This window comes from Nostoc sp. DedQUE08 (assembly GCF_034530895.1).
Lineage (GTDB): Bacteria > Cyanobacteriota > Cyanobacteriia > Cyanobacteriales > Nostocaceae > Nostoc.
Genome location: NZ_JAVRCD010000003.1, coordinates 245,018 through 269,088, shown reverse-complemented (window position 1 = coordinate 269,088; position 24,071 = coordinate 245,018). Strand labels below are relative to the sequence as shown.

Annotated in this window: 6 protein-coding genes and 1 pseudogene; 6 read left to right on the top strand and 1 reads right to left on the bottom strand. The window is 41.1% G+C overall.

Annotated elements, in window-relative coordinates; translation table 11 throughout:
- The first annotated feature begins 142 nt into the window (after nt 1-142).
- The 3 genes from RMY64_RS36755 (at nt 143) to RMY64_RS03655 (ending at nt 11,043) form a co-directional block, all read left to right on the top strand.
- Nucleotides 143-340 carry a PAS domain S-box protein gene (locus tag RMY64_RS36755; RefSeq protein ID WP_416211820.1) on the top strand — a complete coding sequence of 66 codons (198 nt, stop codon included), beginning with the start codon at nt 143-145 and terminating at the stop codon, nt 338-340.
- The gene (locus RMY64_RS03660) at nt 322-5,136 is read left to right on the top strand and encodes an AAA family ATPase (protein WP_416212132.1); all 4,815 of its coding nucleotides are present in this window, start codon (nt 322-324) and stop codon (nt 5,134-5,136) included. Before RMY64_RS36755 ends, RMY64_RS03660 begins: the two co-directional genes overlap by 19 nt.
- A gap of 75 nt (nt 5,137-5,211) precedes the next feature.
- Nucleotides 5,212-11,043: an AAA family ATPase gene (locus RMY64_RS03655; protein WP_322699329.1), complete on the top strand. Its 5,832-nt coding sequence runs from the start codon at nt 5,212-5,214 to the stop codon at nt 11,041-11,043.
- Between the two features lie 321 nt (nt 11,044-11,364).
- Here the strand turns inward: RMY64_RS03655 and RMY64_RS03650 are convergent, their stop codons facing one another.
- Nucleotides 11,365-11,805 carry a hypothetical protein gene (locus RMY64_RS03650; RefSeq protein ID WP_322699328.1) on the bottom strand — a complete coding sequence of 147 codons (441 nt, stop codon included), beginning with the start codon at nt 11,803-11,805 and terminating at the stop codon, nt 11,365-11,367.
- Between the two features lie 93 nt (nt 11,806-11,898).
- On the opposite strand from RMY64_RS03650, the pseudogene RMY64_RS36750 reads away from it, so the two are divergent.
- From RMY64_RS36750 to RMY64_RS03635, 3 genes and pseudogenes are all read left to right on the top strand, one after another.
- A pseudogene (locus RMY64_RS36750) lies at nt 11,899-12,003 on the top strand (hypothetical protein); the annotation flags it as partial.
- 59 nt (nt 12,004-12,062) lie between these two features.
- Nucleotides 12,063-17,963 carry an AAA family ATPase gene (locus tag RMY64_RS03640; protein WP_322699326.1) on the top strand — a complete coding sequence of 1,967 codons (5,901 nt, stop codon included), beginning with the start codon at nt 12,063-12,065 and terminating at the stop codon, nt 17,961-17,963.
- Between the two features lie 158 nt (nt 17,964-18,121).
- Nucleotides 18,122-24,061: an AAA family ATPase gene (locus tag RMY64_RS03635; RefSeq protein ID WP_322699325.1), complete on the top strand. Its 5,940-nt coding sequence runs from the start codon at nt 18,122-18,124 to the stop codon at nt 24,059-24,061.
- Nucleotides 24,062-24,071: the final 10 nt, after the last annotated feature.

Genomic DNA, 24,071 nt, shown 5'->3' with positions numbered 1-24,071 from the left:
ATTACTAGTTCCTGGCTGCAATCTCAGGGAACAACCCAAGGAGGATTTTTTGACCTGGAAACCATGAAACCTTTGGTTCGCAATCCAGCGTTTGCTAAGGCGCTGGATATCTATAAAAAAACGATGGACTTTGGCTTGCCTAATGAAGCAAACTTGGATGGATACGAGCAAGATGCCTTTACGCGATGCCAAGGGAAATATCTTCGGCATTTTATCAGTGACAGAAGACATTACCGAACGTCACCAAGCACAAGAAGAACTCAAACAACAAAAACAAAATCTAGAAGAAGCACTAGCAGAACTTCAAGGCGCCCAAGTGCAATTGGTGCAACAGAAATGATGCTAGTTGCTGGATTTTCCGGCATTGGCAAAACCGCAGTTGTCAACGAAGTGCATAAACCAATTGTGCGCCAACGCGGCTACTTTATCAAAGGCAAATATGACCAGTTCAACCGCAATATACCCTTCAGTGCCTTTGTGCAAGCATTCCGCGATTTAATAGAGCAATTATTAACCGAAAGTGATGTCCAACTAGGGCAATGGAAAAATAAGATTTTAGAGGCGGTTGGTGAAAATGGGCAAGTCATTATTGAAGTAATTCCCGAACTATCAAGAATTATTGGCGAACAACCACCAGCAGCAGAACTATCAGGAACAGCAGCCCAAAATCGTTTTAACTTACTCTTTCAAAAATTTACTCAAGTCTTTACCAGTGCATCACATCCCTTAGTAATATTTTTAGATGATTTGCAATGGGCAGATTCAGCATCGCTGAATTTAATGCAGTTATTAATGGCTGATACAGGTCATCTTTTCATTATTGGTGCGTACCGCGATAACGAAGTCAATCCAGCACATCCATTAGTATTGACTTTGAATGAAATTGCTAAATTACAAGCAACAATTAATACAATTATTTTAACACCATTAAATCAAGCCACAGTCAATCAGTTAGTTGCTGACACACTCAAATGTTCAGAAAATCTAGCATGGCATCTTTCTGTATTGATTTATCAAAAAACTAAAGGAAATCCATTTTTTGCAACACAGTTTCTCAAAGCATTGTATCAAGATGGATTAATCCAATTTGACTTTGAGTTAAGCTGTTGGCAATGCAATATATCAGAAGTGACGGCTCAAGCCGTTACAGATGACGTTGTAACTTTTATGAGTTTGCAACTGCAAAAATTCCCACACTCGACTCAAGATGTCTTGCAGTTAGCAGCTTGTATTGGTAACTCTTTTGATTTAGCAACTTTGGCAATTGTTTCGCAGCAATCGGAAATTGACACGGCTGCGGCTTTGTGGAAAGCTTTGCAAGAAGGGTTGATTTTACCAATTGGTGATGTTTATAAATTTTATGTCTGGCAAAAAACCCTTGCTGATACATCAGAAAATCAACTGATTGTTACATACAAATTCTTACATGACCGAGTACAGCAAGCAGCCTATTCCCTGATTCCTGATGACCAAAAACAGACGACTCATTACCAAATCGGACAACTGCTGCTGCAACAGATTTCCGCACAAGCTAGAGTTGACCGCATTTTTGAAATCGTCAATCAATTAAATTACGGCACGGCTTTAATTAGCGAACAAACTCAACGCTCGGAACTAGCACAACTTAATTTGATTGCATCTCGCAAAGCCAAAAATTCAACCGCCTATCAAGCAGCGCGTGAATATGTCACAGTGGGATTGTCTTTGTTGGGAGGAAATACTTGGCAGCAACAGTATGAAATGACCCTTGCCTTGCATGAATTAGCGGCGGAAGTGGCAATGCTAAATGGTAACTTTGAGGCGATGGAACAGTTCATTGATACTGTCATTCAACAGGCAGATTCCTTACTAGAAAAGGTTAATGTCTACTGCATTAGAATTCAATCTCATATTTCCCAAAGTAAATTGACTTGTGCGATCGCGATCGCCCAGCCAGTCTTACAACAGCTTGGTGTCAGCTTTCCCCAAACACCGACACCATCAAATCTTCAACAGGAAATCCAAGAGATTGAGGAACTGATTGGAGATAGGCAAATTGCCGATTTGGTTCACTTGCCACAGATGAGGGATGCAGAAAAACTCGCTACTCTGAAGATTGTCAATATCATAATCCCAGCAGCTTACCTCTCTGGCTCTGCGCTGTACCCATTGTTGAATAGTTTGTCCGTTAAACTCTCAATTCAGTACGGTAACACATCGACTTCTGCTTTAGGCTATGCGACCTATGGCAGTATTCTCTGCAATTTCTTACAAGCCGTAGATACAGGATCGCAATTTGGTTCCCTAGGACTCCAGATTATTTCAAAACTCGATGCCAAAGCAAGTAAAACAGATGTTTTGATGATCTTGGGGATATTTGTTGTACACCGCAAATCTCACATTAAAGAAACACTACCCCTCTTGCAAGAGGGTTATACCAGTGCCTTAGAATTTGGAAACCTGATACTTGCTGGATATAATGGGCACACTTTTTGTCTCAATTCTTTTTGGTGCAGTCAACCCCTGGCTACCTTAGAGCAGGATATTTGCGCCTACTGCCATAGTTTGATGCAAATAAATCAATTGACAACCGCAAATTATTGTCGGATTTATTGGCAACCGGTTTTAAATCTGCTAGGAGTTGCAGAACATACCACCTTTTTGTCTGGAAAAGCCCTTGAAGAAACAGAATTTCTCCAGCAGCTACAGTCTACCAATGATGGATATGGATTGTATATTTTCCATTTGTATAAACTAATGCTTTGTTTCTTGTTTGGAGAAATTGAGCCAGCGAAAAATCATGCTATTGAAGTCAGGCGCTATTTTATGGCTGGTGCGGGATTAGTCAGCGAACCAGTATTTTATCTTTACGATTCGCTGCTGACTTTGGCACAATTGAATCCACAGTTAGATGCAACATCAGCAGCATTGCAGAGTGTAACAGAAAACCAAACCCACTTACAGCAATGGGCGCATCATGCACCCATGAATTACCAGCATAAGGTGGATTTGGTAGAGGCAGAAAAATACCGAGTATTAGGCAAGAATTATGAAGCAGGGGATTATTACGATCGCGCTATTTCTTTTGCTAAAGCCAACGGCTACCTCCAAGAAGAAGCCTTAGCTAACGAACTGACAGCTAAATTTTACCTGGCTTGGGGTAAAGCAAAAGTTGCCGCAGGCTATATGCAAGAAGCTTACTATTGTTACGCCAAATGGGGTGCAAAAGCCAAAGTTGCCGATTTAGAAAAACGCTATCCGCAACTACTTGCCCCCATATTACAGCAAACTCGTTCGGCCTTTTCAATTAACGAAACCATCTTCGCTTTGGGAACTGTCACCTCCACTTCTACGAGTTCTAGCAGTAGTGTCTCAGATATCCTAGATTTAAAAGCGATTCTCAAAGCCTCTCACACTATCTCCAGTGAAATCGAACTGGAGAAACTGCTTGCATCGTTACTGAGAATCGTCATCGAAAATGCCGGGGCTGATAAATGCGTGTTAATGCTGTTGCGAGACAGTCGCCTGTTGATTAAAGGGTCAATGACTTTGGGAACAGAACCAGTAGTGTTGCAGAAAATTCCTGTGGAGGAGAGTCAGGATATTCCCCACAAGCTCATTTACAAAGTCTTGCACAACAGTCAGACTATTGTCCTGCTGGATGCAACAGCAGATTCCACCTTAGCCAACGACCCCTATATCATACGCCAGCAGCCCAAGAGTATTTTGTGTAGCCCGATTTTGCATCAAGGCAAGTTGAGAGGCATTTTATATCTAGAAAATAACTTAGCAACGGGGGCATTCACCAGCGAACGCATCGAACTACTCAATTTACTATGCGCTCAAGCTGCAATTTCCTTGGAAAATGCCCAACTTTACGAACGTTCCTTAGAATATGCCCAACAGCTAAAACAGTCATTCGCCGAATTGAGTGCCGCCCAGTCTCGCTTCCACAACTTAGTAGACAACGTGCCTGGGGTGGTTTTTCAATACCAGATGAGTGCTGATGGAATCCTATCGTTAAACTACATCAGTGCTGACTGTTACAATTTGTACGAAATTACGCCAGAGCAAGCTGCTGCCGATGCGAAGTTTTTTGACAAAATGGTACATCCTGATGATGTGGCTTCTTACCAGGAATCAAGTACTGACACCGTTCAAACTGTATCTCACTGGCGCTGGGAGGGGCGAATCGTCACTCCATCAGGAATCGTCAAGTGGATTCACGGCGAATCTAGAATTGAACGGCGTGTGGATGGAACGCTAGTTTGGGATGGATTGTTTTTGGATATTAGCGATCGCAAGCAAGCAGAACTGGCATTGCAACAAGCTCAATTACAAATTGTTCAAAGTGAGAAAATGTCTGCGTTGGGTAACTTAGTTGCTGGTGTCGCCCATGAAATGAATAATCCTCTCGGTTTTATTGCTGCCAGTCTCAAACAAGCTAAACCAACGTTTACTGATATTATCGAACACTTAAAACTCTATCAAGAAACTTTACCAAACAAGAGCGAAGAAATTCTCGACCATGAGTCAGAAATTGATTTGGAATATAGCTTATCAGACTTGCCCAAAATGCTTGATTCCATGACTATGGCATGTGACAGGCTCAAAAACATCAGCACTTCACTCCGCACTTTCTCTCGTGCTGACAAAGACTACAAAGTACCGTTTAATATTCACGAAGGTATTGATAGTACCATTCTCATTCTCAAACATCGTCTGAAAGCCAACCCTGAACGTCCGACGATTGAAGTTGTCACTAACTACGGTAATTTACCTCAAGTTGAATGCTTTCCTGGGCAATTGAATCAGGTATTTATGAATATCTTAGCGAATGCTATTGATGCATTAGAAGAATCGAATCATGGACGTAATTTTGAGGAAATCAAAGCCAATTCCAACCGAATTACAATTACCACTTCAATAGTAGAGAAGCTCGTGAAAATTGCCATTGCAGATAACGGTAAGGGGATGAGTGAAGAAATCAAACAAAAGATTTTTGACCATTTATTTACTACGAAATCTGTGGGGAAAGGTACGGGGTTAGGGTTGGCGATCGCCCGACAAATCGTCGAATCAACCCACGGTGGCAAATTGAGTTGCAATTCTGTTCTGGGTCATGGTACAGAATTTCTCATTGAAATTGCAATGTAAATCTTTGCTGTTGTTTATCAAACACTTAATCTATCTGGGAACACTATATCTGTAAATCTCACTCTTTGAGCAGTTATGGTCAGCACTCTTGTTAGGATTCCCGGATATCACATAACTGAAGAACTCTACAATGGTTCGAGAACGCTGGTTTATCGAGGGTATCGAGAGAGTGACTCTTTACCAGTAACGATCAAACTGCTGAAAAATCCCTATCCGAGTTTTGGCGAACTCTTGTCGTTTCGCAATCAATACACCATTGCTAAAAATCTCAACTCACCGCTAATCGTCCAAAGCTATAGCCTTCAAGCCTATGAGAATGGCTATGCGCTGGTAATGGAAGATTTTGGCGGGATTTCTCTCAAAGAATGGGAACTCACAGGGAATCTACAATCTCTACAGGAGTTTCTAGAAATTGCGATCGCTCTGTGCGACACCTTAAATTTACTCTACCACGAGCGCATCATCCACAAAGACATTAAACCCAGCAATATATTAATTAATCCCGCAACCAAACAAGTTAAATTAATTGACTTTAGTATTGCATCTTTACTACCACAAGAAACGCAGACAGTAATCAATCCTAATGTATTAGAAGGGACACTTGCTTATATTTCCCCCGAACAAACAGGCAGAATGAATCGGGGGATTGACTATCGCACAGACTTATATTCACTCGGCGTAACTTTCTACGAATTACTCACGGGAGAATTACCTTTTGCATCAAACGATCCGATGGAGTTAGTGCATTGTCATATTGCAAAACTTCCACTGCTAGTATATGACATTAACCGACAAATCCCATTTGTACTCTCGGAGATTGTCAATAAATTAATGGCGAAAAACGCCGAAAATCGATATCAGAGTGCGTTGGGATTAAAGTTTGATTTAGAAAATTGTTTAACTCAGTTACAAGTTTCGGGTAAGATTGAGAGCTTTGAAATAGCGAGTAGGGATGTGTGCGATCGCTTCATCATCCCCGATAAACTTTATGGCAGAGACATGGAGGTTCAAACTCTCCTGCAAGCATTTGAGCGAGTCAGCCTTGGCACAACAGAAATGATGCTGGTTGCTGGGTTTTCGGGGATTGGCAAAACTGCTATTGTCAACGAAGTGCATAAGCCGATTGTCAGACAACGCGGCTACTTTATCAAAGGCAAATTTGACCAGTTTAACCGCAATATCCCGTTGAGTGCCTTTGTACAGGCATTCCGAGATTTAATGGAACAATTGTTAAGCGAAACTGATGAGCAACTAGCGCAGTGGAAAGAGAAAATCCTCTGTGCTTTAGGTGAAAATGGGCAAGTCCTAATTGAAGTCATTCCCGAACTAGAGCAGATTATCGGCAAACAACCAGCAGCCCCAGAACTCAATGGTAGTGCCGCCCAGAACCGCTTCAACTTGGTATTTGTAAAATTCATTGCCGCGTTCGCTACACTAGAACATCCGTTAGTGATATTCTTCGATGACTTGCAGTGGGCAGATTCAGCTTCACTGAGTTTAATGCAAGTGTTGATGAGTCAAAGCGAAGTGGATTCCCTGCTAACAATCGGGGCATACCGAGATAACGAAGTCTTTCCCAGCCATCCGCTAATGCTGATACTGGAGGAGATGAAGAAAGCTGAGGCAACTATCAGTACCCTTACCCTCACCCCGTTAAGTCAATCTCAGATCGATTGTTTGGTTGCCGACACCCTCAGTTGTTCCACAGTTCTAGCACAACCCCTGGCAGAGTTAGTTTATCAAAAAACCAAAGGCAATCCCTTCTTTGCTACCCAATTTCTCAGAGCTTTACATCAGGAGAACTACATTACATATAACCTGCAAGTTGGACACTGGCAATGCGATATGGTGTCGGTGAAATTGCTCTCGCTTACTGATGATGTGGTTGAATTCATGGCGCAGCAATTACAAAAGTTGCCACAAACCACTCAAGAGATACTGAAGCTGGCTGCTTGTGTGGGGGCACAGTTCGATCTGGAAACATTGGCGATCGTTTCAGAACGATCGCCAACCGATGCAGCCACAGCATTGTGGAAAGCTTTGCAGGAAGGCTTGATTTTACCCACAAGTCAGATTTACAAGTTTTTTCAGGATGCCCAAAAGTCCCAAGGGGAGACAGTTAATCCGACCTATCGGTTCCTGCACGATCGCGTCCAACAAGCTGCTTATTCTCTGATTCCTGACGACCAAAAGCAAGCGACTCATCTCAAAATTGGGCAATTGCTGTTGCAAAATACTGCACCTGAAGCCATAGAACTGAATGTTTTTGATATTGTTAATCAGTTGAACAATGGAATTGCTCTGATAAATCGGATCGCCGATCGCTATGAGTTAGCGCAGTTGAATCTGATTGCTGGCAAAAAAGCAAAAGTTTCCACAGCTTATAAAGCAGCCATTAAATACTGTGCGATCGGTATGGAAATGCTTCCCGAAGATAGTTGGCAAACTGCCTACGACCTCACGTTTAAGCTTTATCGGGAATGTGCAGAATGCGAATACATCACAGGACGCTTTGACGAGGCAGAACGACTCTTCCATCAGGCATTACAGTACGTCGAGAATAAATTCGAGCTAGCAGACATTTATGGGCTGCAACTAGCTCTGAGATCCAATCAGGGAGAGAATTTACTCGCCGCTTATGAAGCTGCACTGAGTGGCTTGAGTGTTATGGGTATGAGCATTCCGGCAACCGATGCAGGTCAGCAAGCGCTAATTGCAACTACACTCCAGGAAATTCATTCCAAACTGGCAACTGTGCAACCCGCAGATTTATTCGATCTGCCTGCGATGACCGATCCGGCGAAGAAAGTATGTATGTCAATCCTCCCCGATTTATGGGGAGCTGCTTATGTTGGTGGCAATCAAGCGCTGACAATTCTCAGCATCCTGTTAATGGTTCAGACTTCATTCACCTATGGCAATGCCGAAAGTTCGGGTTGCGCTTATTGTTTGTATGGGATGATGCTCACAATTCAGGGAGACTATCGAAGTGCTTATGAGTTCGCTACTTTAGGGCAAAAGCTCGATCGCCAATTCAATAGCACCAAGTTCATTCCTAAAACCAATAACGTTTTTGGTCATACAATCAATCCCTACAACAGACCACTGGTGGAAAACATCGCAGTTTACCAACAATCTGTTCAGATTAGTTATGAAACAGGTGACATTGGGTTTGGCATTTGGGCAGTAATATGTCTGATTTGGACAATGCTGCTGAAGGGCGATTGCTTATCAGAGGTGTATGCCGAAACCGAGAAATACTTGAGCTATGTGCAACAAGTAAATAATGCGAACATGACGCTGACATTTAATCTCCAACAGCAATTTCTTTTGCACCTGCAAGGTTTATTAGAAGAACCCGATCTGCTAGTCGATCGCGGCGATCGCCAGATTGTCTGTCTTGATGCTTGGCAAAAGAATAATTTTGAAGCTGGGATCAATTGGTATTGCTTCTTGAAACTCCAGCTATTGTACTTGTACGGTCGCTATGCCGATGCCCTGGAAGTTGCTGCAATTGCTGAAAAAACCCTGGCTTCTAATCTTGGTCTGTTTCCGATCGTTTTATTCCACTTCTATTACCCACTTAGTTTAGCCGCGCTTTATCCCCAAGCAACACCAGAGAATCAACAACACTACTGGAATGTGATGCAGCAGCACCGCCAGCTTCTAGAAACCTGGGCCGAGACTTGTCCAGAGAACTTTTTGCATCAATCGCTGTTGCTTGGGGCTGAAATGGCAAAAGTTTCTGGTAATTACGCAGATGCGATCGCCTGTTACGATCGCGCCATTACCGCAGCCAAAGAAAATCACTTTAGCCAAATTGAAGCACTCGCCAACGAACTAGCAGCAAAGTTTTACCTGGAATGGGATAAGGAGCGGATTGCTCAGGAGTATATGATTCAAGCTTACTATGGCTATGTTCGTTGGGGAGCCAAAGCCAAGGTTGCTGATTTAGAAAAACGCTATCCTCAACTACTTGCTGCGATATTACAGCAAACCCGTTCTCCCCTTTCCATTAACGAAACCATCTTCGCTTTGGGGAGCGTTACATACACCAGTTCGGCCACTTCTAGCAGCAGTTCTGATTCCCTAGATTTAGCAGCTGTTCTCAAAGCTTCCCAAACTCTTTCAGAGCAAATCGAACTTGAAAAACTGCTTTCATCGTTGCTTAGAATCGTCATCGAAGATGCAGGGGCGGATAAATGCGTGTTGATGTTGTTGCGAGACGATCGCTTGTTGGTCAAAGGGTTAATTGTTGAGGGGTCACAACCAATTGTATTGCAGCGCATTCCCATTGAAGAGAGCCAAGATATTCCCCTGAAGCTGATTTACAAAGTCAAGCACAACAGGCAGACTGTTGTCCTGGTGGATGCGACAGCAGATCCCACCTTAGCCAACGATCCATATATTGTTCGTCAACAGCCCAAGAGTATCTTGTGCAGTCCGATTTTGCGTCAAGGCAAGTTGATGGGCATTTTATATCTAGAAAATAATTTAGCAATGGGAGCGTTCACCAGCGATCGCGTCGAACTGCTGAATTTAATCTGCGCTCAAGCTACCATTTCCCTAGAAAATGCCCGACTCTACGAACGTTCCTTAGAATATGCCCAACAGTTAGAGCGATCGCTTGCCGAATTGAGTGCGAGTAACTCTCGCTTTGAGAAACTTGTAGATAATGTTCCTGGGGTTGTTTATCAGTATCAGATATTTGCTGATGGTGCAATGTCTCTCACCTATATGAGTAGAGAATGTTATGAACTATACGAAATTACAGCCGAACAAGCGATCGCTAATGTGCAGCTGCTCCTGGAGAGAATGCATCCAGATGATGTCGCAAGTTACCAGCAGTCTGTTATTGACTCAATGCAAACCTTAACTTCTTTTGACTGGTCAGGGCGAATTATTACACCATCTGGGATGATTAAATGGATTCACTCCCAAGCCCGAATAGAACAAAAAGCCGATGGAACTATAGTTTGGGATGGATTCTTGTTGGATATTAGCGAACGCCGAAAAGTAGAACTTGCTTTAGAGGAAAAATCGCTCTTATTACAACAGGCGCTAACCGATTTGCAAAACGCCCAATTACAAACGATCCAAAGTGAGAAAATGTCTGCTTTGGGTAACTTAGTTGCTGGTGTTGCTCACGAAATGAATAATCCTTTGGGCTTTATTGCTGCTAGTCTGCAACAAACTCAACCCATCATTGCCGATCTTACCGAACACCTGAAACTCTATCAAACAACTTTCCCAAATAGCAGTGAGGAAATTATTGACCATGCCGAGCAAATTGATTTGGAATATAGCTTAGAAGACGTATCTAAGGTAATTGAATCTATGACGATGGCGTGCAACAGGCTGAAAAAAATCAGCACTTCACTCTGCACTTTTTCTCGTGCCGATCAAGATTATAAAGTGCTATTTAATATTCACGAAGGTATTGATAGCACCCTTCTGATTCTCAAACATCGCCTCAAAGCTAACCAACAACGTCCAGCTATTGAAGTGATAACTAACTATGGGAATTTACCGCCAATTGAATGTTTTCCTGGTCAATTAAATCAGGTGTTTATGAATATTCTTGCTAATGCTATTGATGCAATAGATGAGTCGAATATTGGACGCAGTTTTCAGGAAATTCAAACAAATATTAATTGCATTACAATTAATACTTCACTAGCAAATAGTGTTGTAAAAATTACCATTGCTGATAATGGCAAAGGAATAAGCGAATCAGTTAAACAAAAGATTTTTGAGCATTTATTTACTACAAAAGCTGTGGGAAAAGGTACGGGGTTGGGGTTGGCGATCGCTCGACAAATCGTTGAATCAACCCACGGCGGTAAATTGAGTTGCAACTCTGTTCTTGGTGAAGGAACAGAATTTCTCATTGAAATTCCGGTGTAAATTTTTATTCTTGTTTCTAAATAACTTGAAATATCTGGGAACACTATATCTGTAAATCATCACTCCTTGAGCAGTATGGTCAGCACTTTTGTTAGGATTCCTGGATATCGCATAACTGAAGAACTTTACAATGGTTCGAGAACACTCGTTTATCGAGCAGTTCGAAAAACCTACTCAGTACCAGTAGCGATTAAACTACTGAAAAATCCTTTGAGCAAATCATAGGATGTGTTCCTAACGTATCAAGAACTGCTATTCTATTTTCAAGAATTGGTATTAATTGGGAGTTTTTAGCATCAGTTGAGGGATTAAAAATTAGAGTTACTCCTTGATGGCATCATTGATGACATTAAATGCTCCTGAGGGATCATTGGGATTAATAAATATTCCTCTTAAAGGATAACCGTCTTTGACGACAGTAATTCCTGGTAAAGGTGGGTATATAGGAGGTGCAATAACACTCCTGTAGAGGAATCCATTTTCTTCAACGCTGCCTACAGCAAGTTTGTATTTATCACCATAAGCCTTTTCAACTTCTAATTTTAACTTGGCTTTGACATTTTCAGCGTCAGGGGACTTATTTGAAACCAAAACTACAACAGTAATCTTGTCAGATACTAATACTTGACTTTCAAGATTATCCGGATTAACGGTTACCCAAGTAGCCGCCATTGCTGGAGATGTCAAAAACATCAAGGTACTTACAACTACAACCAAGAACACTGATATTAATCGTCGTCCGATTTTAGTAATAGTTTTCATGATTTCCTCTATGCGAGTGAAAAACTTCGTCAATAATTTAATATGACTGAAAGACAAAGGCAAGGACAGTTAAGACAGTTAAGACACTTAAGCAAATCTTTAGAAAAATTTAATAATTGCGTTGTGGGACAAGTTCTTAAGAAAACGGGAGGCCGGGTAGATCCTAAATTAACGAATCAATTGATTGATAAAAAGTTGGGTAAACAACTTCAGACATCTGGGAATACTAAATCCGGAAGTCTTAAAGATTTAGCAGTATGGTTAGCACTCTTGTCAATATTCCTGGATACAAGGTTAGCGAAGAACTCTACAATGGTTCTAGAACCATTGTTTATCGAGGGTATCGAGAGACTGACTCATTACCTATAGTTATTAAACTGCTGAAAAATCCTCATCCGAGTTTTGGCGAACTCTTGTCGTTTCGGAATCAGTACACCATCGCTAAAAATCTCAACTCACCCCTAATAGTCCAAACTTATAGCCTAGAACCCTATCAAAATGGCTATGCGCTAGTGATGGAAGACTTTGGGGGGATTTCCCTCAAGGAATGGGGAATCAAGGGAAGGGGAAAATCTCTACAGGAGTTTCTAGAAATTGCGATCGCACTATGCAATACCTTAGATATACTCTACCACGAACGGATTATTCACAAAGACATTAAACCTAGCAATATTCTGATTAATCCCGAAACCAAACAAGTTAAATTAATCGACTTTAGTATTGCATCTTTACTACCACGAGAAACCCAAACGCTAGTCAATCCCAATATCTTAGAAGGAACACTCGCTTATATTTCCCCAGAACAAACAGGAAGAATGAATCGGGGGATTGACTACCGAACTGATTTTTATTCTTTGGGTGTGACATTTTACGAGTTACTTACAGGAAATTTACCTTTTGCATCAAACGAGCCAATGGAATTGGTGCATTGTCATATTGCTAAACTTCCACAAATTTTAAAAAATAGAGAAGATATTCCCCAAGTTATTTGCGATATTGTGATGAAATTGATGGCAAAAAATGCCGAAGATCGATATCAAAGTGCCTTGGGACTGAAGTTTGATTTAGAAAAATGTTTGTCTCAGCTACAAGTTTATGGTAAGATTGAAGCTTTTGAAATTGCACAGCGTGATGTGTGCGATCGCTTCATCATTCCTGATAAACTTTATGGACGAGAAACCGAAATATTAACTTTACTCCAAGCTTTTGAGAGAGTCAGTCTTGGTGCAACAGAAATGATGCTGGTAGCAGGTTTTTCAGGAATTGGAAAAACTGCGGTTGTCAATGAAGTTCATAAACCGATTGTTCGCCAACGCGGTTATTTTATCAAAGGCAAATATGACCAATTTCAACGGAATATTCCCTTTAGTGCATTTGTACAAGCATTCCGGGATTTAATGGGGCAATTGTTAACCGAAAGTGATGCACAGATTCAGGAATGGAAAAGCAAGATTTTAGATGTTGTTGGGGAAAATGGACAGGTAATTATTGAAGTCATTCCCGAATTATCAAGAATTATTGGCGAACAACCACCCGCCATACAATTATCAGGAACAGCAGCACAAAATAGATTTAATTTATTATTTCAACAATTTACCCAAGTTTTTACCAGTGTCGAACATCCATTAGTGATGTTTTTAGATGACTTGCAATGGGCAGATTCGGCATCATTGAAGTTAATGCAGCTATTAATGGCTGATACAAAACATCTTTTGTTAATTGGTGCGTACCGTGATAACGAAGTAAATCCAGCACATTCATTAATGTTGGCTTTGAGTGAAATTAAAAAAAACAAAGCGACGATTAATACAATTACTTTAGTACCACTGAGTCAACTCAAAGTTAATCAATTAGTTGGTGACACACTTAAATGTGCAGAAACTTCGGCATGGACTCTTTCTCAATTAATCTATCAGAAAACTCAAGGAAATCCGTTTTTTGCAATCCAGTTTCTCAAAGCATTGCATCAAGAAAATCTGATTCAATTTGATATTGAGTTAGGCTGTTGGCAATGTGACATTACCCAAGTGATGACTCAAGCCGTTACAGATGATGTTGTTGCCTTTATGGGTTTTCAATTACGAAAACTAGCGCTATCAACTCAACAGATGTTACAGCTAGCTGCTTGTATTGGGAATCAGTTTGATTTAGCAAGTTTGGCAATTGTTTCTAAACAATCTCAAATCGAAACGGCTGCGGCTTTGTGGAAAGCATTACAAGAAGGGTTGATTTTACCTAATGGTGATGTTTATAAATTTTATCAACAAGAGTCATTAGTCATTGGTCATTTGTCATTAGACAAAAGCGAACAAATGACCAATGACCAAGGACAAATGACAGTTTCTTACAGATTTTTACACGATCGCGTCCAACAAGCCGCTTATTCTCTGATTCCCGATGACCAAAAACAACTGACGCACTTAAAAATTGGACAATTGCTTTTAAGTGTAATGAGCGAGACAGAAAAAGAGGAAAAAATCTTTGAAATTGTCAATCAATTAAATAAAGGAGCCGATTTAATTGTTGTAGAAACTGAACGTGAGGAATTAGCAAAGCTAAATCTAGTTGCTGCCCAAAGAGCTAAATCTGCAACCGCTTACGTTGCAGCAATTGAATACGCCACTAAAGGTATACAACTTCTTCCAACAAGTTGTTGGCAGCAATGCTATGAACTAACGTTAGCTCTGCATGATTTAGCCGCAGAAGTAGCCTGTCTGAGCGGTGATTTTAGGCAAATGGAGCAGATAGCTGACGAAGTAGTGCAAAATGCTCGTCAATTACTAGACAAAGTGAAGGTCTATGAAGTGAGAATTTTGGCCGAGGTAGCCCAGAGTCAACAGCCCAAAGCTATTAAAACCGCTCTTTCGATTTTGGAATTATTTGGAGTATTGTTTCCAGAGCCGACTGACGCAGATATTACTGAAAGTTTGCAACAGACTCAAGATGTATTAAAAGGACAACATTTAGAAGATTTCTTGGAACTGCCGGAAATGACAGACTTCCAAGCCCTGGCAACAATCCGAATTTTAGCGGCGGTGACAGCAGCAGTCTATCAAGCGGTTCCAGAATTACTGCCATTAATCGTGTGTAAGCAGATTAGGTTATCAGTAGAATACGGTAATGCTGCGGTATCAGCACAGGCTTATGCTTGGTATGGAGTAATTTTGTGTGTTATTGGAGAAATAGACTTAGGCGATCGCATTGGTGAACTGGCAATGGGACTACTATCACGCTTCCAAAGCAAAGAATTTAAAGCCAGCACGATTAACATGGTTTATCCCTTCGTGAAGCCTTGGAAACATCATATTCAAAATTCACTTGCTCCTTTACTCGACGGATACCATAGCGGTCTGGAGATGGGTACTTTAGAATATGCTGCCTACTGTGCCTACAATTACTGTTCGCTTTCCTTTTTTCTCGGAAAAGATTTATCAATCCTAGAACCAGAGATGAAGGTTTACAATCAGGCATTGGCTCAACTCAAACAGGAAGTTGCTCATAATTATCTGAGAGTCTTTTACCAATCCGTCTTAAATTTACTCGCCGAGAGCAAGTGTCCTTGGGAAATTCAAGGTGTAATCTATGACGAACAAATCATGTTGCCCTTGCATCAGCAGGCAAACGATCTTTACGCAATGGGAACACTGTATATCAATAAATTAATTCTTTGTTACTTGTTTAATGAGTGGGAACAAGCTATCAAAGTGGCGGCTGATGCCAAACAATATTTAAGTGGAGTATCCGGCTGTTTTATGGTTCCGGTGTTTCACTTTTACGATTCATTGACTCACCTGGCGATGTTACCCAACGCTCAAGGTAAAGAATGCCTCCCCCAGCAAGTTGTTGACAACCAGAAGAAGCTGGAACAATGGGCAAACCATGCACCCACAAACCATTTACACAAATTTTATTTGGTTGAAGCAGAGCAGTATCGGGTATTGGGGCGGATGTATGAAGCAATGGATTACTACGATCGCGCGATCGCCTCTGCAAAAGAAAACGCATATATCCAAGAAGAAGCACTAGCGAATGAACTTGCTGGCAAATTTTACCTCAACTGGGGCAAAGAAAAACTCGCCCAAGCATATATGCAAGAAGCATATTACTCTTACGCACGTTGGGGGGCAAAAGCCAAGGTTGCCGATCTGGAAAGACGCTATCCGCAACTGCTAGCCCCTATCCTCCAGCAAACCCATTCTCCTTTCTCCACTAGCGAAACAATCTTCTCGTTAGCAAGTGTTACACCCACGAATTCCGGCACTTCCCACAGTAGTAGTGTTTCTGTTGCTTTAGATTTAGCTGCTATTCTCAAAGCCTCTCACACTCTTTCCGGCGAAATCGAATTTGAAAAACTGCTTTCATCGTTGCTTGAAATCGTCATTGAAAATGCTGGGGCTGATAAATGCGTGTTTATGCTGTTGCGAAACGATTCGCTAGGCGATACCAAAGGCGAACGTCTGCTAATTAAAGGGTCAATTACCGTGGGGATGCAGCCAGTAGTGTTACAACGCCTTCCCGTTGAGGACAGTCAAGACATTCCCCTGAAGCTGATTTACAAAGTGAAGCACGATAGACAGACTGCTGTGATAGTTGATGCGATCGCCGATCCGACTTTAGCCAACGACCCCTATATCATACGTCAGCAGCCGAAAAGTATCTTGTGTAGCCCGATTTTGCATCAAGGTAAATTGATGGGCATTTTATATCTAGAAAATAATTTAGCAACAGGGGCGTTCACAAAAGATCGCGTCGAACTGCTCAACTTGCTGTGTACTCAGGCGGCAATTTCTTTAGAAAATGCCCGACTTTATGAACGTTCCTTAGAAAATGCCCAACAGCTAGAGCGATCGCTTGAGGAGTTAAGCGCCGCCCAGTCTGTCTTGCAAGCATCCCAGCAAAAACTCCAGTTATTGGTTCAGCAAACTCCATTAGCAGTTATAGAGTGGGATACCAATTTTCAGGTTACTGACTGGAACCCAGGCGCAGAAAGAATCTTTGGCTACAGCAAACAAGAGGCTTTGGGTTGTGACTTCAAATTCATCATTCCTGAAATAATTCAAGTAGAAATGGAGCGAGTCAGCGTCGAAATTATATCGCAGGAGGGCGGCAATTACAGTATCAATGAAAATATGACAAAGGATGGTAAAATTATCATTTGTGCTTGGTATAATAATCCGCTTGTAAATGCAGATGGCGAGTCAATCGGAGTTGCTTCCCTAGCAGATGATATTACAGAACAACAAGTTGCGCTACGCGATCGCAAAGTTGCTGAAGTCCAACTTCAACAAAAAGCACAAGAGCTAGAAACTGCTTTACAAAACCTGCAACAAGCACAATTACAAATGGTGCAAACTGAGAAAATGTCTGCACTAGGTAATCTTGTGGCAGGTGTAGCTCACGAAATGAATAATCCCCTTGGTTTTATTGCTGCTAGTCTCAAACAAGCGAAACCTACTATCGCTGATATTGTTGAACATCTCAGACTATATCAAGAAAGTTTACCCAACAAAAGCGATGAAATCGAAGACCACGCCGAAGAAATCGACTTGGATTATAGCTTAGAAGACTTACCCAAGATGATTGATTCTATGTCTATGGCGTGTGACAGGCTAAAGAACATCAGCACCAGTTTGAGAACTTTCTCTCGTGCCGATCAAGACTACAAAGTACCTTTCAATATCCACGAAGGCATTGATAGCACAATTTTAATTCTCAAACATCGTCTCAAGGCCAATGAACAACGTCCGGCGATTCAAGTTGTTGCAAACTACGGTAATTTACCTCAAGTAGAATGTTTCCCCGGTCAATTAAATCAGGTATTTATGAATATTTTCGCTAATGCTATTGATGCATTAGATGAATCTAATCATGGACTCAGCTTTGAAGAAATTAAAGCCAATCCTAACTGCATTACAATTACAACCTCAGTCGAAAATAATCTAATTAAAGTTTCCATTACTGATAATGGCAAAGGGATGAACGAATCAGTTAAACAAAAAATATTTGACCATTTATTTACGACAAAAGCTGTTGGTAAAGGGACGGGTTTAGGGTTGGCGATCGCTCGTCAAATCGTTGAAGAAACCCACGGTGGCAAATTAAGTTTTAATTCGGTTCTGAGTCAGGGTACAGAATTTACGATTGAAATTCCGGTATGAATCTCGGATACTCCTTGTTCGCGCCGCGTTTCGTAAAGAATGGATGGGATTAGCGCCAATTTTCTTTGAGTCTAAATCCTGAAAATTTCAAGTCGTGGAGCGACGGGTTCGCTTGATATCTGGGAACACTATATCTGGAGTCTTAAAGATTTAGCAGTATGGTTAGTACGAGAGTCAATATTCCCGGATATCAGGTTAGCGAAGAACTCTACAATGGTTCTAGAACCATCGTTTATCGAGGGTATCGAGAGACTGACTCATTACCCGTAACGATCAAACTGCTGAAAAATCCTTATCCGAGTTTTGGCGAACTTTTGTCGTTTCGCAATCAGTACACCATAGCGAAAAATCTCAACTCACCTCTAATCGTCCAAACTTATAGCCTAGAACCGTATCAAAATGGTTATGCGTTGGTAATGGAAGATTTTGGGGGGATTTCTCTCAAGGATTGGGGAGTGGGGAGAAACTTAGAATCTTTGATAGAGTTTTTAGAAATAGCGATCGCACTGTGCAACACCTTAGATATATTGTATCGCGGCCGGATTATTCATAAAGATATCAAACCCGCCAATGTTTTAATTAATCCAGACACAAAACAAGTTAAATTAATTGACTTTAGTATTGCATCCCTACTACCACGGGAAACTCAAACACTGATGAATCCCAATGTCTTGGAAGGGACACTTGGTTATATTTCTCCCGAACAAACAGGAAGAATGAATCGGGGGATTGATTACCGGACTGATTTCTATTCTTTAGGTGTCACTTTTTATGAACTACTTACGGGTGAGTTACCGTTCCATTCAAACGATCCGATGGAGTTGGTACATTGTCATCTAGCAAAACTTCCACCATCTCTTCAGGAAGTTAAAAATGAACAGATTCCGCAAGTGTTGTCAGATATTGTCATGAAATTAATGGCAAAAAATGCTGAAGACCGCTATCAGAGTGCATTGGGATTGAAATTTGATTTAGAAACTTGTTTATCTCAACTCCAAGAAACTGGTGAAATTAAAAGTTTTCCAATTGCTCAACGGGATCTGTGCGATCGCTTTATTATCCCTGATAAACTTTATGGACGAGAAACAGAAGTAGAAACTCTCCTGCAAGCATTTGAGCGCGTTAGTACAGGTGCGACAGAAATGATGCTGGTGGCTGGTTTTTCGGGTATTGGGAAAACCGTTGTAGTTAACGAAGTTCATAAACCAATCGTCAAAAAACGCGGTTATTTTATCAAAGGGAAATATGACCAATTTCAACGAAATATTCCCTTTAGCGCTTTTGTGCAAGCCTTCCGCGATTTAATCGGGCAATTATTAACCGAAAGCGATGCTCAAATTCAGCAATTTAAAACCAATATTTTAGCGGCTGTAGGTGATAATGGACAGGTAATTATTGAAGTTATCCCGGAATTAGAAAGAATTATTGGTCAGCAACCACCTGCTACAGAATTATCAGGAACTGCCGCCCAGAATCGGTTTAATTTATTATTTCAGAAATTTACCCAAGTCTTTACCAGTGAAAAACATCCATTGGTGATGTTTTTAGATGATTTACAATGGGTAGATTCAGCATCGTTGATGTTAATACAGTTATTAATGGCTGATACCAAACATCTTTTCTTAATTGGTGCTTATCGTGATAACGAAATCAACCCAGCACATCCATTAATGTTGACTTTGAATGATATCCAAAAAACAGCAGCCACAATTAATACGATTACTTTAGCGCCTCTGAGTCAATCGCAAGTAAATCAATTAGTTGTAGATACACTGAAATGTACAAAAGATTCGGCATTACCTGTTTCTCAATTGGTATTTCAGAAAACTCAAGGTAATCCGTTTTTTGCCATCCAGTTTCTCAAGGCACTACACCAAGATGGGTTAATTGAATTTAACTTTGAATCAGGATATTGGCAATGTGATATTACCCAAATCAATCAGCAAGCAGTTACAGATGATGTTGTGAATTTCATGATATTTCAATTACAAAGACTGCCTAAATCAACTCAAAAAGTGTTGCAGTTAGCTGCTTGTATTGGCAACCAATTTGATTTAGCAACTTTGGCAATTGTTTCGCAAGAATCAGAAATTGAAACGGCTGCTAGTTTATGGAAAGCTTTACAAGAAGGGTTGATTTTACCGATTAGTGATGTTTATAAGTTTTATCAAGATTCGTCATTGGTCATCCCTTCTCTACGAGACGCTACGCGTAGCTTGCTTCCCCGTAGGGGTACGGCTCCGCTCAGGGCGAGTGGTCAGTCGTCATTAGAAAAAAGCGAACGAATGACAAAGGATAAAGGACAAAGGACAGCTTATTATAGATTTTTACATGACAGAGTACAACAAGCTGCCTATTCTCTAATTCCCGATCGTCAAAAACAAGCAACTCATCTCAAAATTGGTCAATTACTTCTCCAAAATTCCTCTCAAATAGAACAAGAAGAAAAACTGTTTGATATTGTTGGACATTTGAATTTAGGGCAAGAGTTAATCACTCAATTAAGCGAACGAGAAGCCTTGGCTCGGCTTAACTTAGCAGCAGGAGATAAAGCCAAAAATTCTACCGCTTACGCTGCTGCTAGAGCCTATTTACAAACTGGAATTGAGCTACTTACAGCGAATTGCTGGCAAGAACAATATGAATTGACCCTGAGTCTCTACGTTGCCGCCACCGAAGCCGCCTACTTGAATGCTGACTTTGATGGCATGGAACAGATCGCAGTACAGGTGTTGAAATCAGCCCAGACGATTTTAGACAAAGTTAAAATTTACGAAATTCAAATTGCTGCCCAGACTGCCCAGACCAGAATATTAGAAGCGATCGCAGTTGGCAGAGATGCACTCTTTCAATTGGGGATTGAACTCCCCACTGCACCTGACGAAGCCAAAATTGGCAAAGTACTACAGACTGTAGCCAGCCTTCAAAGCGGCAGAGGGATTGAAGAATTAGTCGATCTACCTATCATGAGCGACCGCCAAACTCAGGCAGCTATGCAACTCTTAGGAATATTATTTTCACCGATTCTACAGGCAATGCCCGGATTACTGCCCATACTGAGCGCAACGATGGTGAGTTTATCACTCCAGTTTGGGAATGCACCTGCATCAACGGTGGGGTATATGATTCACGGTATGGTGTTGTGTGCCTTTTTGTCAGAAGTGAAAACAGGCTATAGCTTTGGGCGATTAGCAATGAATTTGCTTGACCGATTTAATGTCGGGGAATTCAAGTGTAAGATTCTACTTCTGTTTGCGGCCTGGATTCAACATCATCAGGAATCTCTCAGGGCAACGATGCTGACGATGAAAGATGGCTATGCGACTGGTATGGAAACTGGTGATTTTCTCAACGCTGGCTATAACTCGCTCAATTACTTCATTGCCAAACTTTTTGCTGGGGTAGAACTGGACATTTGGGAACCCGAAATAGCAGGTTACAGGGCTGTCTTAGTGCAGGTAAAACAACATTCTGCCCTGACTTATTTGGATATGATGCAGCAGACTGTGGAGAACTTGAGGGAAGCCCGTATTCTGTCGGATTGCTTAATTGGCACTGCCTACAATGAAACAGCAATGCTTCCTAAGCACCATCAAGACAAGGATCTCTCGGCGATCGCTATTGCTTATATTTACAAACTGATACTTGCCTACTTTTTTGGTAACTACACGGCTGCCCTAGACTATAACGCCCAAGCCAAACAGTATTTGATGGCAGTATCAGGCATGATTTTTATTCCCATTTTTCATTTCTATGCAGCCCTGACGCATTTAGCGCTCTTGCTGGCACAGCCAGAGCCAAAGCAAGCCGAATTTCTCGCTTTGGTAGAAACCCATCAAACCACTTTGCAGCAATGGGCGCAAAATGCTCCCATGAATCATCTACATAAATGGCATTTAGTTGAGGCTGAAAAACAACGAGTGTTGGGCAATAAAGCAGAAGCACTTGAACATTACGATCGCGCCATCTCCCTCGCCAAAGAAAACGAATACATTAACGAAGAAGCACTTGGCAACGAACTAGCAGCAAAATTTTATCTCGATTGGGGTAAAGAAAGAGTTGCCCAAGCATATATGCAAGAAGCATACTACTGCTACGCTCGTTGGGGTGCAAAAGCCAAAATAGAAGACTTAGAAAAACGCTATCCCCAACTACTCCAATCGATTCTGCAACAGCAACGAATCAACTTCAATACCTTAGAAACTATTAGCTTTCGCGGCACTTCCTCATCTACTCGCACTTCTACCACTGGCAGTACTGGTATTTCCCAGACATTAGATTTTACCTCTGTTCTTAAAGCCGCTCAAGCTATCTCCGGTTCTCTGGAATTAGATCGACTCATTGCCAGCTTGACCCACATTATCCTAGAAAACTCTGGCGCGAAGAAAGTTGTACTAATTCTTCCCCAAGATGAGGACACTGCCGTGCGGGGAGAACCCTTATTGAAGAAAGTATCTGGTGATAATTGGCAAATTAGGGCAATTACCTTTATCAATCATGACCAAATACAAACCATTTTGGATCCACAATCACTCGCTAATTGTCAAGAGATTCCTGCAAAAATTATCAATTACGTCAAAAATACCCAACAAACAGTTGTTATAGACAATTGCAAAACAGATACCATTGGGTTGATTGGGGAATATATGCAGCGAACACAACCCCAGAGTGTATTATGTACCCCGATTCTTAATCAAGGGCGTTTAGTAGGGATTCTTTACCTAGAAAATCAACTGACTCAAGGCGTATTTACTAGCGATCGCCTTTCCATTGTAAATTTCCTCTGCACTCAAGCCGCAATTTCTTTGGAGAATGCCCAGTTATATAATCATCTCCAAGAGCGAGAAAAGTTCCTCAATAGTATTTACGAAGGTGTTGGCTGTCTTATTTTTGTGACTGATATCCGGGATAATGGTAGGTATGAGTACACAGGATGGAGTAAATCATGCGAAATAGTGATTGGTATACCTGCTTCTCAAGTACTGGGTAAAACTCCGCAAGAATTAATGGCTCCTAATGAAGTTGCAGCAATCGAGCAAAAATATCTGCATTGTTTCCAAATTGGAACACCGATCACCTATGAAGAATGTTTAACATTTAATGACCAGAAAATTTGGTTTTTAACCACACTCAGCCCTTTAAAAGATGAGACGGGCAAAGTTTATCGCGTAGTTGGGACAACGATTAATATTAGCGATCGCAAACAAGCTGAATCAGCAGTTACAGAAAAATCTCAAGCACTCGGAACAGCTTTAGAAGATTTACAACAAGCGCAATTACAAATTGTTCAAAATGAGAAAATGTCTGCACTGGGTAATTTAGTTGCTGGTGTAGCCCATGAAATGAATAATCCTTTGGGCTTTATTGCTGCAAGTCTCAAACAAACTAAACCCACTATTGCCGATGTTGTGCAACATTTGAAACTTTATCAAGAAAGTTTACCTAATCCGGGTGCTGAAATTATTGACCATGCAGAAGAAATTGATTTAGATTATAGTTTAGAAGATTTACCAAAAGTAATAGATTCAATGGTGATGGCGTGCGATCGCCTGAAAAATATCAGTACTAGTTTAAGAACTTTCTCCCGCGCTGATAAAGATTACAAAGTGGCATTTAAAATTCATGAAGGGATTGAAAGTACAATTTTAATTCTCAAACATCGCCTCAAAGCCAACGATCAACGTCCAGCAATTGAAGTAATAACCGATTATGGCAATTTGCCTCAAGTTGAATGTTTTCCTGGACAATTAAACCAGGTGTTTATGAATATCCTCGCTAATGCCATTGATGCCTTAGATGAGTCGAATAATGGGCAAAGTTTTGCAGAAATCCAAAAAAATCCTAACAAGATTACAATTAAAACCTCATTGCAAGACGATCGAGTTACAATAACGATTGCTGATAATGCTAATGGCATGAATGAAACAGTCAAACAAAAGATATTTGACCATTTGTTTACAACGAAATCTGTGGGAAAAGGAACGGGTTTAGGATTAGCGATCGCCCGTCAAATTGTGGAATCAACCCACGGCGGTAAATTGAGTTGTAACTCTGTTGTTGGTCAGGGTAGTGAATTTATCATCGAAATTAAGGTGTAAATATTTACTT